Source organism: Streptomyces sp. SLBN-31 (assembly GCF_006715395.1).
In the GTDB taxonomy this organism is placed as follows: Bacteria; Actinomycetota; Actinomycetes; order Streptomycetales; family Streptomycetaceae; genus Streptomyces.
Genome location: NZ_VFNC01000001.1, coordinates 692,688 through 708,363 on the forward strand (window position 1 = coordinate 692,688; position 15,676 = coordinate 708,363).

The following is a 15,676-nucleotide window of genomic DNA, read 5'->3' on the forward strand; positions in this document are numbered from 1 at the left end:
ACGACGCCGTAGCCGCCGTCGGGCTACTCCTCCACCAGGAGCTTCTCCCGCAGCTGGGCCAGCGTGCGGGCCAGCAGGCGCGAGACGTGCATCTGCGAGATGCCGACCTCCTGCGCGATCTGCGACTGGGTCATGTTGCCGAAGAAGCGCAGCAGAAGGATCCGCTTCTCCCGGGGCGGCAGGTCCTCCAGCAGCGGCTTGAGGGACTCGCGGTACTCGACGCCCTCCAGCGCCTCGTCCTCCGCGCCGAGGGTGTCCGCGACCGCCGGGGACTCGTCGTCGGTGTCGGGGACGTCCAGGGACAGCGTGGAGTACGCGTTGGCGGACTCCAGGCCCTCCAGGACCTCCTCCTCCGAGATGGCGAGCTTCTCGGCGAGCTCGTGGACCGTGGGGGAGCGGCCGTGCTGCTGGGAGAGCTCCGCGGTCGCCGTGGTCAGCGCCAGGCGCAGCTCCTGCAGGCGGCGCGGCACGCGGACCGCCCAGCCCTTGTCGCGGAAGTGCCGCTTGATCTCGCCGACGACCGTGGGCGTCGCGTACGTGGAGAACTCCACGCCGCGGTCCGGGTCGAAACGGTCGACGGACTTGATCAGACCGATGGTGGCGACCTGGGTGAGGTCGTCCAGCGGCTCGCCGCGGTTGCGGAAGCGGCGCGCGAGGTGCTCGACGAGCGGCAGGTGCATCCGGACCAGCCGGTTGCGCAGTTCCGCGTATTCCGGGCTGCCGTCCTGCAGTCCCCGCAGTTCGACGAACATGGCGCGCGCCCCGCTGCGGTCCTGTGCGTCGTGCTGCGTGGCCCGCGGCACGCTCTGCGCGTCGTGCTGCGTGGCCCGCGGCACGCTCTGCGCGTCCTGCTGGTCGTCTCGCTCGTGCTCGCTCATCGTCCCGCCCGTTGTCCTTCGCCGAGCCCTCGCCGCCGGTCGGGCCGGGGTGACCCCCGTCGGCCCGTCCGCGGGCGTACCCGGCGCGACACCTTCCCCTTCCCGATCCCACTGCCCGTCGTCCAGGAGACCGGCCGCGAGGGAGGTGTCCTCCGGGTGCGGCCGGGCCTGCTCGGGAATGCCCGCCATGCCCTCGACCGCGTCGCCCGTGCCGCGGGAGCCGCCCGTGCCCTCGGCCGGCAGCTCCCTTGTGCCGCGCTCTTCGTCACGCACCGGCCCGTCCCCTGTCCTCACGCCGGCCCGGGTCCCGCGCCGCGCTGTTTGTAGAGGCTGATCGAAACGGTTTTGTCCTCGTCCACGGCGGAGGAGACCTTGCCCGCGAGAGCGGACAGGACGGTCCAGGCGAAGGTGTCCCGCGAGGGGGCGTGACCGTCCGTGGTCGGAGCCGAGACGGTGACCTCGAGAGAGTCGTCGACGAGCCGGAAGACGCAGCTGAGCACCGAGCCGGGCACGGCCTGCTGGAGCAGGATCGCGCAGGCCTCGTCCACCGCGATGCGCAGGTCCTCGATCTCGTCGAGGGTGAAGTCCAAACGGGCCGCGAGACCGGCCGTGGCCGTACGCAGCACCGACAGGTAGGCACCCGCGGCCGGCAGCCGGACTTCCACGAAGTCCTGGGTCGCGGGCTCGCCTGCGATCTGGGACACCCTCACCTCCATGGTGGTACAAGCTTTACAGGGCCGAGGGTCGCCCCCCGGGGTAACGCGACGTGTGCTTCAGCGGTGACGCTATCGCGCTCTCAACTTTCCTGTCCCCAGGACCCCAACCCCTTGCCGTCACTCACAGTAAAACTGTGGACACGCTCCGTGTCTAGGGGTGTGCGGCTCCAATTGGGAAGAACGCGCGCCGGGTTGACGTACCCAGACGTCAGACGGTCGAACCGTCCGGAACGTTGCCCGTCCCCGGCCCTCCAGGGTCACACGAGAACATGGTCCACGAAGCACCAACGCCAGTTCTCCCCGGGCTCGAACGTCCGCATGATCGGGTGGTCGGAGTCCTTGTGGTGTTCCGTGGCGTGCCGGCCGGGCGAGGAGTCGCAGCAGCCGACGTGGCCGCAGGTGAGGCACAGCCGAAGCTGCACCGGGTGCGTGCCGTCCCGCAGACACTCCGGACACGTCTCGCTCAGCGGCTCGGGTTCCGGGTGCGGCAGCGCGTCGGCGTGCGTGCACTGTTTCATGATTGCCAGGTTACGACGGCCGCGGGGACGGCCGCGCGGAAAATCGAGGGCGGGCGGACGACGATGAACGAGGGCGGGCGAGGGCCATGGACGTGATGCCACTGCTGTTGCTGGTGGCGGGCAGTACCGCGGTCGCGGCGGCGGCCCGGCGGACCCCGGTGCCGGCGCCGCTGGTGCTCGTCGCCGTGGGGCTGGTGGTCTCGGGCATCCCGGGCATGCCGGACTACACCCTCGACCCCGAGATCGTGCTGCCCCTGGTGCTGCCCCCGCTGCTGCACAAGGAGGGCGTCGAGAGCTCGTACCTCGATCTGCGTGCCTCGATGCGGCCGGTGGCCCTGCTGTCGGTCGGGTACGTGCTCTTCGCGACCTTCGTCGTCGGCTGGGCCGCCTACCAGATCGTGCCCGGCCTGCCCCTGCCCGCGGCGCTGGCGCTCGGCGCGGTCGTGGCGCCGACGGACGCGGTCGCCGCGGCCGCGGTCGCCCGCCGGGTCGGACTGCCCTCCCGGATCACCACGATCCTGCAGGGCGAGTCCCTGCTGAACGACGCCACCGCGATCACCGCCTACCGGGTCGCCGTCGCGGCCGCCGTCGGCGAGGGCGCGTCATGGATCGGCGGGATCGGCGAGTTCCTGCTGGCGGCGGTCGGCGGCGTCGTGGTCGGCCTGGTGCTGATGCTGCCGATCCACTGGCTGCGCACGCACGTGAAGGAGGCGCTGCTGCAGAACACCATGTCCCTGCTGATCCCGTTCGTCGCCTACGCCGTCGCCGAGCAGGTGCACGCCTCCGGTGTCCTCGCGGTCGTGGTCGTCGCCCTCTACATCGGGCACCGCGCGTGGGAGGTCGACTTCGCCACCCGTCTCCAGGAGGAGGCGGTGTGGAAGATGGTCGCGTTCGTCCTGGAGTCGGCCGTCTTCGCGCTCATCGGACTGCAGCTGCCGGTGGTGCTCAGGGGCCTCGGGGAGTACGAGGGCGTGGACGCCGCCTGGTACGCGATCGCCCTCTTCCTGGTGGTCGTCGCGGCCCGGTTCGTCTGGGTCTACCCGGGGACCTTCGTGCCCCGCATGCTGTCGGCCCGGATCAGGGAACGCGAGGACAACCCCACCTGGAGAGGTCCGATCGTCACCTCCTGGGCCGCCATGCGGGGCGTGGTCTCGCTGGCCATCGCCTTCTCCATCCCGCTCACCGTGCACGGCGGCGAACCGTTCCCGCAGCGCAACCTCATCCTCTTCCTGACGTTCACCACCGTCATCGGCACCCTGGTCGTGCAGGGCCTGACCCTGGCCCCGGTGATCCGCCTGCTGAACTTCCCCGGCCGCGACGCCCAGGCCGAGACCCTCGCGGAGGCCAACGCCCAGGCGCAGGCCTCCCGGGTCGCCGAGCAGCGCCTCGACGAACTCCTCACCGACGAGCGCAACAGCCTCCCGCCGCCCCTCGCCGACCGCCTCCGCCAGGTCCTGGAGCGCCGCCGCAACGCCGTCTGGGAACGCCTCGGCCAGACCAACCCGATCACCGGCGAGTCCGTCGACGACACCTACCGCCGCCTGTCGAGGGAGATGATCGGCGCCGAGCGCGCGATGTTCGTCCGCCTCCGCGACGGCCGCTACATCGACGACGAGATGCTGCGAACCCTGCTGCGCCGACTGGACCTGGAGGAGGCGGCGGCCTACCGGGAGGCGGTGGACGGCGCCTAGTCGGCGGACGGCGCCCGGGAAAGGGGGCCGCCGGTGATCAGGGGGCCAAAAACGGACCCGGGAAAGGGCCGCATGGTCACCGCGGCCCCGGAGGGCACTGAGAAAGGCGCGGCCCTGTCGCCACGACCGGGGTGGCAGCTACGGGACGACCGGGGTGGCACCTACGGGAAAGGCCGACCCGTCACCACGGCCGCCACGGTCGTCCCGCGGGCGAACGCCCCCTCCTCCGCCAGGGCGACAAGTCCATACAGCAACTTGGCGACATACAGCCGCTCCACCGGCACTGCGTGACGCTGCTCGAAGTCCTCGGCGAAGGCGTCGAGTGCGGCGGGCACGCGCGCGTAGCCGCCGAAGTGGAAACGGTCGTCCAGGTGCCAGCCGCCGCGCGGGCCGCCGAACGCCTCCTCCTGGAGCCGTTGTATGTCGTCGGTCAGGAAGCCGCCCTTGAGGACCGGTATGCCGAGGGCCCGCCGGCCGGGCGCCAGTCCGGCGGCGAGCCCGGCCAGCGTGCCACCGGTACCGCAGGCGACGCCGACGACGTCGGCGTGACCGCCCAGTTCCTCGCCCAGTGCCCGGCAGGCGCGTACGGCCGCCGCGTTGCTGCCGCCCTCCGGGACGACGTACGCCTCCCGTACGCCGACCGCGCCCAGCACGCGCGCGAGGGTGTCCGGCTCGGTCTTGCGGCGGTACGTCGACCGGTCGACGAAGTGCAACCGCATGCCGTCGGCCGCGCACCGGGCCAGGGACGGGTTGAGGGGCCGGCCGGCGAGCTCCTGGCCGCGGACCACGCCGACGGTCGGCAGCCCGAGGAGGCGCCCGGCCGCGGCCGTGGCCCGCAGATGGTTGGAGTAGGCCCCGCCGAAGGTGACCAGCGTCCGGCCGGCCGCGGCCTCCAGGTTCGGCGCGAGCTTGCGCCACTTGTTGCCGACCAGGTCCGGGTGGATGAGGTCGTCGCGCTTGAGGAGGAGGCGCACGCCGTGGCGGGCGAAGCGCGGGTCCGACAACTCCTGCACGGGGGAGGGGAGGCGGGGGCGCAGGGTGTCGAGGCCGGTCACCCGACCATTGTGACCTGGGGCGTCACTTCAGGCGCTCCCGGATCCGCTCCCTCAGCCAGGTCATCGTGAACCCCTTCGGATCCACCTTCCCCGGCTGCCACTCCCGGTGCCCGATGACCGACCGCTCGGTCCACCCGTGATGCCGGCACACCGCGGCCGCCGCCTTCTCGATGGCCTCCAACTGCGCCTGCGGCCAGGGGTCCTCGCCGTCGCCCAGGTTCTCGCACTCGAAGCCGTAGAAGTACCGGTTGCCGTCCGTGTCGGCCTCGTTGTCCGGCGGCAGTGCCTTCTCGGCGATCACCGCGCGCAGCACGTCGTCGTCGCCGAGGCCCGCGTGGTTGGCGCGGCCGTAGCCGACCAGGTGGACCGTGCCGTCCTTGGTGATCACGCCGTGGCACAGCGGGCCGGGCAGGCCCGCGTAGCCGTCCCGGCACATCTCCACCGTCCGCTCGCTGCCGCTGGACGCCGTGTGGTGGATCATCACGCCGTGGACCGGGCCCCACGGACCCTTGTGATTGCGGTTGTGATGGGCCCAGTCGCCGACCTCGACGACGGTGACGCCCTCCGCCCGGAGAGCGTGCAGAAAACTGCTCGCGGACATGGGTGAGGCCATGACCGCCTCCTTCGTGCCGTGCTGACGGCCGCCGGTTGCGGCCTCCTCGTGCCGCTTCTTTACCGACAGTGCACGGTCAGTTACACATCGTGCTCGCACCGAGGGGGTGCTTTTCGGACACCCGGCACTCCCGGCCGGCTGTACACCGGCCGCGTGTCTGCCCAAGCGTCCGGTGATCCATTCCCGCTCTTTCGGGTAATAGCACCGACACGCTCCGTGATGGAAGCCTGGTCCACGCAGATCGCGATGGGCGGTGCGGTTCGACCGCCGCCCATGACCGGGAGGGCAATTCTCATATGTCGGTAGGCGAAGAGGTCCGTACGGAACAGGGCAGGCCGCAGCAGAGTCTCGGCACCGCCGCCGCGCGGAACCTGGCCACCACGACCAAGTCCGCGCCGCAGATGCAGGAGATCAGCTCCCGCTGGCTGCTGCGCATGCTGCCATGGGTGAACGTGCAGGGCGGCACGTACCGCGTGAACCGGCGACTGACCTATGCCGTGGGGGACGGCCGCATCACGTTCGTGAAGACTGGCGACCGGGTCGAGGTCATCCCCGCCGAACTGGGCGAGCTGCCCGCGCTGCGCTCGTACGAGGACGAGGAGGTGCTGTCCGAGCTCGCCCAGCGCTGCCGGCAGCAGGAGTACACGCCCGGATCGGTGATCGCCTCCTTCGGCAGCCAGACCGACGAGGTCTACCTGCTGGCACACGGCAGGGTCGAGAAGGTCGGCACGGGCCCCTACGGCGACGACGCGGTCCTCGGCGTCCTCGGCGACGGCTCCTACCTCGGCGAGGCCGCCCTGCTGGACCCCGACGCCATCTGGGAGTACACGGCCCGCGCGGCCACCGCCTGCACCGTGCTGATCCTGTCCCGCCGGGACGTCGAGCAGGTCGCGGAGCGCGCCGAGTCCCTGCGCGAGCACCTGCAGCGGCTGCGCTCGATTCCCGAGCAGAGCACCAACAGGTACGGCGAGAAGGAGATCGAGGTCGCGGCCGGCCACTCCGGCGAGCCGGACATCCCGCACACTTTCGTCGACTACGAGGCCCGGCCCCGCGAGTACGAACTGAGCGTCGCCCAGACCGTGCTGCGCATCCACACGCGCGTGGCCGACCTCTACAACCAGCCGATGAACCAGACCGAGCAGCAACTGAGGCTGACCGTGGAGGCGTTGAAGGAGCGCCAGGAGCACGAGCTGGTCAACAACCGGGAGTTCGGGCTGCTGCACGCCTGCGAGTACGACCAGCGGCTGCAGCCGCACGACGGGGTGCCCAGCCCCGACGACCTGGACGAGCTGCTCAGCCGGCGGCGCGGCACCAAGTTCATGCTGGCGCACCCGCGCGCGATCTCCGCGATCGGCCGCGAGTTCAACAAGCGCGGACTGGTCCCGGAGACCATCGAGGTGGCCGGCAACCGCATCCCCACCTGGCGGGGTGTGCCGATCTACCCGTGCAACAAGATCCCCGTCACCGAGGCCCGTACCAGCTCGATCATCGCCATGCGTACCGGCGAGGCCGAGCAGGGCGTCGTCGGCCTGCAACAGGCCGGCATCCCGGACGAGATCGAGCCGAGCCTGTCCGTGCGCTTCATGGGCATCAACGAACAGGCCGTCATCAAGTACCTGGTGACGGCCTACTACTCGGCCGCGGTCCTCGTCCCGGACGCGCTCGGCGTCCTGGAGAACGTCGAGATCGGCCGGTGGAGGTGACGTTTGGCCATCTGGAGGCGGTGTCCCCGCCCGGCCGGACGGGTAGACCTCGGTCGTATGCGCCCGGCCGGAGCCCAGAAGCCGCCGTCCGCGGACCGACCGAGGGGGAGCCCATGACCGCCGAGTCCCTGGCGGAGACCAAGCACCGCCGCGACGACGCGGGAGAGAGCGACCCGGCGGTGCGCCGCTGCCCCGTGGGACCGGTGGCGCCCGACGGTCACGAGGCGACGGTGATCCTGGAGCGCACCAGGGCCTCGGTCGACCCCGAACTGCGCGCCGCCATCGACTCGTTGCCCGGCTCCATGCGGCGGATCGCGCTCTACCACTTCGGCTGGGAGCGCGCCGACGGGACACCGGCGGCCGGCAACGCCGGCAAGGCGATACGCCCCGCGCTCGTCCTCACCGCGGCCACCGCGCTCGGCGGACCGGCGGCGGCCGGCGCGGCCCTACGGGCGGCCGCCGCGGTGGAACTGGTGCACAACTTCACGCTGCTGCACGACGACGTGATGGACCGCGACACCACCCGCCGCCACCGGCCCACCGCGTGGACCGTGTTCGGCGACGCCGACGCCATCCTCGCCGGCGACGCCCTGCAGGCACTGGCCCTCGGGCTGCTCGCCCAGGACCCGCACCCGGCGGCCCCCGCGGCCGCGGCCCGGCTCGCGGCCTGCGTGGTCGAGCTGTGCGCCGGACAGCACACGGACACGGCACTGGAGCGGCGCCGGCCCGGCGAGGTCCGCCTCGACGAGGTGCTGACCATGGCCGAGGCCAAGACCGGCGCGCTGCTGGGGTGCGCCTGTGCGCTCGGCGCGCTGTACGCGGGCGCCGGGGACGAGGACGTCGAGGCGCTGGACGCGTTCGGCCGCCAGGCCGGGCTCGCCTTCCAGCTCATCGACGACGTCATCGGCATATGGGGCGACCCGCACCGCACCGGCAAACCGGCCGGCGCCGACCTGGCGGCCCGCAAGAAGTCCCTGCCGGTGGTCGCCGCCCTGACCTCGGGCACACCGGCGGCCGCCGAACTCGCCGAGCTGTACGCGGCGCCGTACGAGAAGGAGGACGTCGCGCGCACCGCCCTGGCCGTCGAACGGGCCGGCGGGCGGGACTGGGCGCAGGACGAGGCCGCCGACCGGATGGCCCGCGCGATGGACGAACTGTCCCGCGCGGTCCCCGACCCGGAGGCGGCGGGCGGGCTGCTGGCGCTCGCGGAGTTCGTGACGCGGCGCACCGGCTGACCGGACCGCCCGATGACCCCGGGGCCCACCGGCCCGGCCGTACGGCTCCTGACCCCGTACGGCCGCCGAGGGCTCCGGCCGGCGGGTCCCGCACATCCCCACGGTGTGCGGGACCCGTCATCCCCTCCGTGGCTTCTTTCCACCGTGCTTCTCCCGCCTTCCGGATAGGCTCAACCCCCGTGCGATCAAGGTCGGTTGAGACGGAGGGGCGGCGCATGGGTGTGGCGATCCGGACGGCGGACGAGGGCGACCGAGACATGGTCGTCCGGCTGCTGGACGAGGCCTTCCAGGACGATCCGGTCAGCGCCTGGGTGTTCCCGGGCGACGGATACCGCCGTACGACGCACCACCGGCTGATGGCCGCCTTCACCGGGATCGTGCTCGCGGAGGGGCGCATCGACGTCTCCGAGGACGGCAGCGCGTGCGCGCTGTGGCTGCCGGTGCCCGCCGAAGCGCACGAACCCGACGCCGACGGCGCGAAAAAGCTGCGGAACGCCGTCGACCCCGACAACGAGCGCGTCGAACTGATCGGCCGGCTGACGGCGGACATCCACCCCGCGGGCCGCGCCCACGAGTACCTGTGGATGATCGGCGTGGAGCCCGGCCGGCAGGGCGAGGGCCTGGGCACCGCGCTGCTCCGGCACGTCCTCGACCGCTGCGACCGCGAGAACCTCCCCGCCTACCTGGAGGCCAGCAGCGCCCGCAGCCGCGCCCTGTACGAGCGCCTCGGCTTCACGCCCGCCGGCGCCCCCCTCGATCTTCCCGACGGCCCCAGCATGTGGCCGATGTGGCGCGAACCCCGTACCCCCTGAGAACCCCGACGGAAGAAGATCGGCTTGCGCAAGCTCACCTACTTCATAGCCTGCTCCATCGACGGTTTCATCGGCGACCCGGCCGGCGACGCCTCGTCGATGTTCGCGTTCCTCGACGAGGAGTTCCTCGCCCACCTCACCTCCACGTACCCGGAGACCATCGCGGCCCACGCCCGTGAGCCGCTGGGCATCGAGAAGGCCGAGAACCTCCGCTTCGACACCGTGATCCAGGGCCGGGCCAGCTACCAGCTCGCCCTGGACGCCGGGATCACCAGCCCCTACGGGCACATGCGCGAGTACGTCGCCTCCCGCAGCCTCACCCAGTCGCCCGACCCGCACGTGGAGATCATCGCGGAGGACCTGGTCGGCAGGGTCCGCGAGCTCAAGGCGGAGGAGGGCGGGCTCGGCATCTGGCTGTGCGGCGGCTCCCGGCTCGCCGGAGAACTCGTCGACGAGATCGACGAGTTGGTCGTCAAGACCTACCCGCAGATCTATGGCTCGGGCATGCCGATGTTCGGCAGCGGCTTCGCCGTCGCCGACTTCACGCTCGAGTCGGTGCGCTCCTTCGGCAACGGCGTCCTGGTGCGTACCTACGCGCGCAAGCGGTGACCGGCCTACCCTGAGGACATGGACAGCTCGGACCAGGTCTGTCCCGTCTGCGGACAGCCCGTGGAGACCGTCGTCAAGCGACACAAGACGCTCGGCGCCTGGGTCCCGGTGTGGGCGCCGGGCCCCTGCCGCAACCCCGAGTGCGAGGCGTACGTCCCCGGGGGCCCCGCGCCCCGCGGGGAACCCGGCAGAACGGTCTCCGAAGAATCCTGAGAACCCGTGTCGAGAATCGCGGGCCGGCTCCGACGTCCCCTGTGCAGGCCGCCCACCGCGGGCGGCACCGGCCGAAGGAGCGAAGTCATGAAGTACCTGGTCATGGTCCAGTGCACACAGGCGGACTATGAGGCCATGCGCGGCAACGGCAACGCGACCTCTCCGGCCTGGAGCCAGGAGGAGATCCAGGCGATGTACGCGTTCATGGGCTCCCTCACCGACGACCTCGCCGAGACCGGCGAACTGGTCGACGCGCAGGGCCTCGTCGAGCCGGCCAGGACCCGGCTGGTCGGCCTGGACGACGACGGCAAGCCGGTGATCACCGACGGCCCGTACGGGGAGACCAAGGAACTGCTGGCCGGCTACTGGGTCCTGGACTGCGCGAGTCTGGAGCGCGTCACCGAGATCGCCGAACGCGTCCTGCAGTGCCCCCAGCCGGCCGGCGCGCCCGGCTACCCGGTCGTGATCCGGCCCATCGACAGCCCCTCCGCGGACGTCTGAACACGGTGCGGGCCGCCACCGACGTCGAGGACCTGCTGCGCACCCACGCCCCGCAGGTCCTCGGCGCGCTGGTCAGACGGTACGGCCACTTCGACGCCGCCGAGGACGCCGTACAGGAGGCGCTGCTCGCGGCGGCCGGACAGTGGCCCTCGGCGGGCGTGCCGGACAACCCGCGCGGCTGGCTGATCAAGGTGGCCTCGCGGCGGCTGACGGACGCCCTGCGCGCCGACGAGGCGCGGCGGGCGCGGGAGGAGCGGGCGGCCGCGCTGAGCCTGCGGGTGTCCGGCGCGGACCGGGCGCCCCGCGAGGACGACACCCTCAGCCTGCTGTTCCTGTGCTGCCATCCGGACCTGACCCCGCCCGCCCGGATCGCGCTCACCCTGCGCGCGGTCGGCGGCCTGACGACCGCGGAGATCGCCCGCGCACACCTCGTGCCCGAGGCGACCATGGCCCAGCGGATCAGCCGGGCCAAGCAGAAGGTGCGGGGCGTGCGCTTCGGCCGGCCGGAGAACTGGGAGAGCCGCCTTCCGGCCGTGCTGCACACCCTCTACCTGATCTTCAACGAGGGCTACACGGCCACCTCCGGCGCCGCTCTTCAGCGCCGTGACCTGGCCGGCGAGGCGATCCGCCTGACCCGTGCCGTCCACCGGCTGCTGCCCGAGGACGGCGAGGTGGCCGGCCTGCTCGCCCTGGTGCTGCTCACCGACGCCCGCCGCGACGCCCGCACAGGACCGCACGGCGAACTCGTCCCCCTCGACGAGCAGGACCGGTCCCGCTGGGACCGGGCGGCCGTCGCGGAAGGCGTCGCGCTGGTCACGCGGGCCCTGTCCCGGGGCCGCGCCGGCCCCTACGCGCTGAGGGCCGCCATAGCCGCCGTGCACGATGAGGCGCCCACCGCCGAGGCGACCGACTGGCAGGAGATCCTGGGCCTGTACGAGGTGCTGGTCCGCCAGGTTCCGGGCCCCGTCGAACGCCTCAACCGGGCCGTGGCGCTCGCCATGGTCGACGGACCCTGCGCCGGGCTCGCCGAGCTGGCCCTGCTGGGGCCCGCCCCCGGTCACCGCCTGGACGCCGTCCGCGGCCACCTGCTGGAGCGGGCGGGCGCCCACGAGGAGGCCCGGGCGGCCTACGAGGCGGCGGCCGCGAAGACCCTCAGCCTGCCCGAGCAGCGCTACCTGCGGCAGCGGGCGGCGCGTCGGGCGCCGTAACGTGTCCCCATGAGCGACCGCATCCTCCACCTCACCGAACGCTCCTTGTGGGAGGCCGCCCGCGCGACCGGCGCCTACGAGATGTCCACCCGCGGCCGCACCCTCGGCCAGGAGGGCTTCGTCCACTGCTCCACCCGCGCCCAACTCCCGGTGACCGCCCGCCGCTTCTTCGCCGGCCTCGACGACCTGGTGGTCCTGGTCATCGACCCCGACCGCCTCGACGTACCCGTGAAGTACGAGGCGAACAAGCCCGGCGGCGAGGAGTTCCCGCACGTCTACGGGCCGATACCGGTGACCGCCGTCGTGGCCGTGGAGCCCTGGGCATGACCGGCTTATCGCGCCGCCGTATCTGGCGACGGCTGGTGATCGCGTGGGCCGTCACGGTGGTCGTCGCAGGGCTGCTCACCCTGTGGCTGCAGGATTCCGCCGCGCCGCCGCCCCCCACCCGCTGGGAGAACGCGCCGCCCTCGGACCAGCCCGCGCCCCGCGACTGCCCGGACGGAGAGGGCCACACGGTCGTGGTGTGCGCCTGGGCGACGCTGGGGCCCTAGCCCTTGCGTTGCATGAACCGCAGCATGTTTCCCGCCGGGTCGCGGAACGCGCAGTCGCGGACCCCGTACGGCATGTCCGTCGGTTCCTGGATCACCTCGGCGCCGGAGGCCTCGACGCGGGCGAAGAGGGCGTCGCAGTCCTCGGTGGTGAAGTTGACCCCGCGCAGCACGCCCTTGGCCAGCAGCTGCTCCATCACCTCCCGGTCGGCGGGCGAGAGGTCGGGGTTGGCCGCGGGCGGCTCCAGGACGATCGACACGTCGGGCTGCAGCGGCGGGCCGACGGTCGTCCAGCGCATGCCCTCGTACTTCACGTCGTTGCGGATCTCCAGGCCCAGGACGTCGCAGTAGAAGGCGATCGCCTTGTCGTGGTCGTCGACGGCGATGAAACAATTGTGCAGTTTCAGGTCCATGGCTCCAACCTAAGTCGACAACCGGCGTCACGTCCGTCGCGGACGCGTGTACGCGCGCACCACGCAAGGCGGGATCTCCGCGCTCTCCTCGTGCGAACGGGCCCGGTAGGAACTGGGCGTCTCGCCCACCAACTCGGTGAAGCGGGCGCTGAAGGAGCCCAGCGAGGTGCAGCCGACCGCCATGCAGACCTCGGTGACGGTGAGGCCGCCGCCGCGCAGCAGGAGCTTGGCGCGCTCGACGCGACGGGTCATCAGATAGCCGTACGGCGTCTCGCCGTAGGCCTCGCGGAAGCTGCGCTGGAAGTGGCCCGGCGACATCAGGGCGGTGCGCGCGAGGGCGGCCACGTCGAGGGGCTCGGCGTACTCGCGGTCCATGCGGTCACGCGCCCGGCGCAGCCGTACCAGATCCTCACGGTTCACCACGTCAGCATCGCACGATCCTCACCGGCCGGGCGGGGAACGCCGAAGGGGTCCGGCCGGAGAACCGGCCGGACCCCTTCGGGAAGCCCGTGGACCCGCGATGGTGCACCGATCGCCGGTCCCACGAACGGGAAGCTCGTCAGGCCTTCTTGGTCTCCCAGAAGATCTTGTCGATCTGGGCGATGTAGTCCAGAGCCTTCTGGCCGGTGGCCGGGTCGGTGGACGCCTTGGCGGCCGAGAGGGCCTTCAGGGTGTCGTTGACCAGCTGGTGCAGCTCCGGGTACTTCTCGAAGTGCGGGGGCTTGAAGTAGTCGCTCCAGAGCACGGAGACGTGGTGCTTCGCGAGCTCGGCACGCTGCTCCTTGATGACGGTGGCACGCGCCTGGAAGTGCGGGTCGTCGTTGCCGGCCATCTTCTCCTGGACGGCCTTCACGGACTCCGCCTCGATGCGGGCCTGGGCCGGGTCGTACACGCCGCAGGGCAGGTCACAGTGCGCGCTGACCTTGACCTTGGGGGCAAACAGGCGGGAAAGCATGAAGCGTTCCTTCCTCGTGATCGTCTTCTCAGGTGCGACATTACTCCCTGGGAGAGGCTAATCCGCGAGTGCCCCCATGGGCTTAGGACAAAAGTCCAGGGTGAGACTGAGACTGGTGGAGGATCGGACCGGGGAGGTGCCGGGGATGCCGGAGCTGTCGCAGGACGTCGAGCGCGGACGGGCGCTGCTGCCCTTCGGGGTGGCGGAGGTGACCGGACCGTCCATGGTGCCCACGCTGCACCACGGGGACCGCCTCGTGGTGCAGTACGGCGCCCGGATCCGGCCCGGTGACGTCGTCGTACTGAGGCACCCCTTCCAGCAGGACCTGTTGGTCGTCAAGCGGGCCGCCGAGCGCCGCGAGGGCGGCTGGTGGGTGCTCGGCGACAACCCCTACGCGGGTGGCGACAGCACGGACTACGGGACCGTCCCGGAGGACCTGGTACTGGGCAGGGTCCGCTTCCGGTACCGGCCGCTGAAGGCCGGTCAGCGCTCGCCGTTCGCGCTGGCGCGCTGGGCGCTGTCGGCTGCGTGGCCCGTCGTCTCCGACCGGTCGGCCTCCAGGCGCTTGCGGGCCCGGTAGGCGGCCACGTTCGCCCGGGTGGCGCAGCGGTCGGAGCAGTAGCGGCGGGAGCGGTTCGTCGAGGTGTCGAGGTAGGCGTTGCGGCACGGCGCCGCCTCGCACAGCCCCAGGCGGTCGACGCCGTACTCGGTCAGATGGAACGCCAGGCCCATCGCCGCGATGGCCGCGAAGCCCGCGGTCGCGTTCGACGGATGGTCGGCCAGGTGCATGTGCCACAGGGGCCGGCCGTCGTCGTCGCGGAAGTTGTGCCCCGAGATCTGGGGGCTGACGGGGAACTCCAGGAGCAGCGAGTTCAGCAGGTTCACCGCCAGCGTCTCGTCACCGCTGTCGGCCGCCTCGAAGACCGCCCGCAGCCGCGCCCGGACCGAGCGGAAACGCGTCACGTCCGCGTCCGTCGCGCGCCGGGCCGCCTCCTTGTTCGTGCCGAAGAGGTCACGGACCGCCTCCACCGAGGTGAGCACGTCCTTGCCCCGCTTGGGCTCCTCGCTGTTGACGAGCCGTACGGCGTAGTCCGAGTAATAGGCCAGTTCCACTTGTGGTCCTTACGCAGGCGCTCTATGGTCGTGGATGCGGTCGGTAACAGACGATCGTGCTTCCAGGGTATTACGACGTAGACGGTGGAGGGGCAGCGATGACGTCCGGGGCGACGAACGCGATGGACGGGACGGACACCGGCGGGCGTGCCTGGGCGCTGGGGTACCAGCAGTCGTGGGACCGCCAGCAGGAGTGGTACATGCCGGACCGCGAGGAGCGGTTCCGCGTCATGCTCGACATGGTCGAAGCCTTCGTCGGCACCGAGCCGCGCGTCCTCGACCTCGCCTGCGGCACCGGCAGCATCACCGCCCGCCTGCTCGACCGCTTCCCCGACGCCACCAGCACCGGAATCGACCTCGACCCCACCCTGCTCACCATCGCGCGCGGCACCTTCGAGGGCGACGAGCCGGTGGGCTTCGTCGAGGCCGACCTCAAGGACCCCGACTGGCCCGCGCTCCTGCCGTACGACACCTACGACGCGGTCCTCACCGCCACCGCCCTGCACTGGCTGCGCACCGACGCCCTCGACGACCTCTACGGCCGGCTCGCCGGACTGGTCCGGCACGGCGGCGTGTTCATGAACGCCGACCACATGCCCGACGACACCACACCCCGCATCAACGCGGCCGAACGCATCCAGCGCCACGCCCGCATGGGCCGCGCCCAGACCGACGGCGCCCTCGACTGGGCCGAGTGGTGGACCCGGGCCGCCAAGGACCCGGTCCTGGTCACCCCGACAGCCCGCCGCTTCGAGATCTACGGCGCCCACGCCGACGGCGACATGCCGCCCGCGTCCTGGCACGCCCGCACCCTCCTCACCCACGGCTTCGACGAGGCCCGGGCGGTGTGGTGCTCACCTTCGGACACGTTGCTGCTGGCGCTGAAGTAGCCCCA

The 15,676-nt window shown here is 71.9% G+C and carries 21 protein-coding genes; 12 read left to right on the top strand and 9 right to left on the bottom strand.

Going from position 1 to position 15,676, the window contains the following annotated elements; translation table 11 throughout:
- Positions 1 to 23: 23 nt before the first annotated feature.
- The 3 genes from FBY22_RS03320 to FBY22_RS03330 all read right to left on the bottom strand — a co-directional run bounded on the left by FBY22_RS03320 (position 24) and on the right by FBY22_RS03330 (position 2,112).
- Positions 24 to 1,172: an RNA polymerase sigma factor SigF gene (locus FBY22_RS03320; protein ID WP_142142396.1), complete on the bottom strand. Its 1,149-nt coding sequence runs from the start codon at positions 1,170 to 1,172 to the stop codon at positions 24 to 26.
- Positions 1,169 to 1,582: an anti-sigma regulatory factor gene (locus FBY22_RS03325; protein ID WP_004925829.1), complete on the bottom strand. Its 414-nt coding sequence runs from the start codon at positions 1,580 to 1,582 to the stop codon at positions 1,169 to 1,171. Before FBY22_RS03325 ends, FBY22_RS03320 begins: the two co-directional genes overlap by 4 nt.
- A gap of 269 nt (positions 1,583 to 1,851) precedes the next feature.
- The gene (locus FBY22_RS03330; protein ID WP_142142397.1) at positions 1,852 to 2,112 is read right to left on the bottom strand and encodes a UBP-type zinc finger domain-containing protein; all 261 of its coding nucleotides are present in this window, start codon (positions 2,110 to 2,112) and stop codon (positions 1,852 to 1,854) included.
- A gap of 86 nt (positions 2,113 to 2,198) precedes the next feature.
- On the opposite strand from FBY22_RS03330, the gene FBY22_RS03335 reads away from it, so the two are divergent.
- Complete coding sequence (locus tag FBY22_RS03335; protein WP_142142398.1) at positions 2,199 to 3,803, top strand: Na+/H+ antiporter; 1,605 nt, start codon at positions 2,199 to 2,201, stop codon at positions 3,801 to 3,803.
- Positions 3,804 to 3,964: 161 nt separating this feature from the next.
- On the opposite strand, the gene FBY22_RS03340 is transcribed toward FBY22_RS03335, so the two are convergent.
- Together FBY22_RS03340 and FBY22_RS03345 are read right to left on the bottom strand one after the other, a co-directional pair.
- A complete protein-coding gene (locus FBY22_RS03340) occupies positions 3,965 to 4,858 on the bottom strand; it encodes a 1-aminocyclopropane-1-carboxylate deaminase/D-cysteine desulfhydrase (RefSeq protein WP_142142399.1) in 894 nt (297 codons plus the stop codon).
- Positions 4,859 to 4,880: 22 nt separating this feature from the next.
- Positions 4,881 to 5,471, bottom strand: a complete 591-nt coding sequence (locus FBY22_RS03345; protein WP_142142400.1) for an N-acetylmuramoyl-L-alanine amidase — start codon at positions 5,469 to 5,471, stop codon at positions 4,881 to 4,883.
- A 296-nt stretch (positions 5,472 to 5,767) separates the two neighbouring features.
- Here FBY22_RS03345 and FBY22_RS03350 point away from each other — a divergent pair, with 296 nt between their 5' ends.
- The 9 genes from FBY22_RS03350 (at position 5,768) to FBY22_RS03390 (ending at position 12,303) form a co-directional block, all read left to right on the top strand.
- Complete coding sequence (locus tag FBY22_RS03350) at positions 5,768 to 7,174, top strand: family 2B encapsulin nanocompartment shell protein (RefSeq protein ID WP_142142401.1); 1,407 nt, start codon at positions 5,768 to 5,770, stop codon at positions 7,172 to 7,174.
- A gap of 113 nt (positions 7,175 to 7,287) precedes the next feature.
- Positions 7,288 to 8,409, top strand: a complete 1,122-nt coding sequence (locus FBY22_RS03355) for a family 2 encapsulin nanocompartment cargo protein polyprenyl transferase (RefSeq protein ID WP_142142402.1) — start codon at positions 7,288 to 7,290, stop codon at positions 8,407 to 8,409.
- Between the two features lie 215 nt (positions 8,410 to 8,624).
- The gene (locus tag FBY22_RS03360; protein ID WP_142142403.1) at positions 8,625 to 9,221 is read left to right on the top strand and encodes a GNAT family N-acetyltransferase; all 597 of its coding nucleotides are present in this window, start codon (positions 8,625 to 8,627) and stop codon (positions 9,219 to 9,221) included.
- Positions 9,222 to 9,245: 24 nt separating this feature from the next.
- Entirely contained in the window at positions 9,246 to 9,830 is a 585-nt protein-coding gene (locus FBY22_RS03365; RefSeq protein ID WP_142142404.1) for a dihydrofolate reductase family protein, read from the top strand.
- Between the two features lie 18 nt (positions 9,831 to 9,848).
- Entirely contained in the window at positions 9,849 to 10,043 is a 195-nt protein-coding gene (locus FBY22_RS03370) for a hypothetical protein (protein WP_142142405.1), read from the top strand.
- An 87-nt stretch (positions 10,044 to 10,130) separates the two neighbouring features.
- Positions 10,131 to 10,544, top strand: coding sequence for a YciI family protein (locus FBY22_RS03375; protein WP_142142406.1), 414 nt, complete (start codon positions 10,131 to 10,133; stop codon positions 10,542 to 10,544).
- Positions 10,545 to 10,549: 5 nt separating this feature from the next.
- Positions 10,550 to 11,752 carry an RNA polymerase sigma factor gene (locus FBY22_RS03380; protein WP_142142407.1) on the top strand — a complete coding sequence of 401 codons (1,203 nt, stop codon included), beginning with the start codon at positions 10,550 to 10,552 and terminating at the stop codon, positions 11,750 to 11,752.
- A 9-nt stretch (positions 11,753 to 11,761) separates the two neighbouring features.
- Positions 11,762 to 12,079: a DUF952 domain-containing protein gene (locus FBY22_RS03385; protein ID WP_142142408.1), complete on the top strand. Its 318-nt coding sequence runs from the start codon at positions 11,762 to 11,764 to the stop codon at positions 12,077 to 12,079.
- Entirely contained in the window at positions 12,076 to 12,303 is a 228-nt protein-coding gene (locus FBY22_RS03390; protein ID WP_142142409.1) for a hypothetical protein, read from the top strand. The genes FBY22_RS03385 and FBY22_RS03390 overlap by 4 nt, the downstream gene beginning before the upstream one ends.
- Here FBY22_RS03390 and FBY22_RS03395 read toward each other — a convergent pair.
- From FBY22_RS03395 to sodN, 3 genes are all read right to left on the bottom strand, one after another.
- Positions 12,300 to 12,713 carry a VOC family protein gene (locus tag FBY22_RS03395; protein WP_142142410.1) on the bottom strand — a complete coding sequence of 138 codons (414 nt, stop codon included), beginning with the start codon at positions 12,711 to 12,713 and terminating at the stop codon, positions 12,300 to 12,302. The genes FBY22_RS03390 and FBY22_RS03395 overlap by 4 nt on opposite strands.
- 27 nt (positions 12,714 to 12,740) lie before the next feature.
- Positions 12,741 to 13,133, bottom strand: coding sequence for a helix-turn-helix transcriptional regulator (locus FBY22_RS03400; protein WP_142142411.1), 393 nt, complete (start codon positions 13,131 to 13,133; stop codon positions 12,741 to 12,743).
- A gap of 139 nt (positions 13,134 to 13,272) precedes the next feature.
- Entirely contained in the window at positions 13,273 to 13,668 is a 396-nt protein-coding gene (sodN, locus tag FBY22_RS03405) for a superoxide dismutase, Ni (protein ID WP_004983535.1), read from the bottom strand.
- Positions 13,669 to 13,813: 145 nt separating this feature from the next.
- On the opposite strand from sodN, the gene sodX reads away from it, so the two are divergent.
- Positions 13,814 to 14,248 carry a nickel-type superoxide dismutase maturation protease gene (gene sodX, locus FBY22_RS03410; RefSeq protein WP_142147322.1) on the top strand — a complete coding sequence of 145 codons (435 nt, stop codon included), beginning with the start codon at positions 13,814 to 13,816 and terminating at the stop codon, positions 14,246 to 14,248.
- Here sodX and FBY22_RS03415 read toward each other — a convergent pair.
- On the bottom strand, positions 14,152 to 14,781 hold the full coding sequence (locus tag FBY22_RS03415) for a CGNR zinc finger domain-containing protein (protein WP_142142412.1): 630 nt from the start codon (positions 14,779 to 14,781) through the stop codon (positions 14,152 to 14,154). The genes sodX and FBY22_RS03415 overlap by 97 nt on opposite strands.
- A 122-nt stretch (positions 14,782 to 14,903) precedes the next feature.
- On the opposite strand from FBY22_RS03415, the gene FBY22_RS03420 reads away from it, so the two are divergent.
- Positions 14,904 to 15,671, top strand: coding sequence for a trans-aconitate 2-methyltransferase (locus FBY22_RS03420; RefSeq protein ID WP_174267183.1), 768 nt, complete (start codon positions 14,904 to 14,906; stop codon positions 15,669 to 15,671).
- The last annotated feature ends 5 nt before the right edge of the window (positions 15,672 to 15,676 follow it).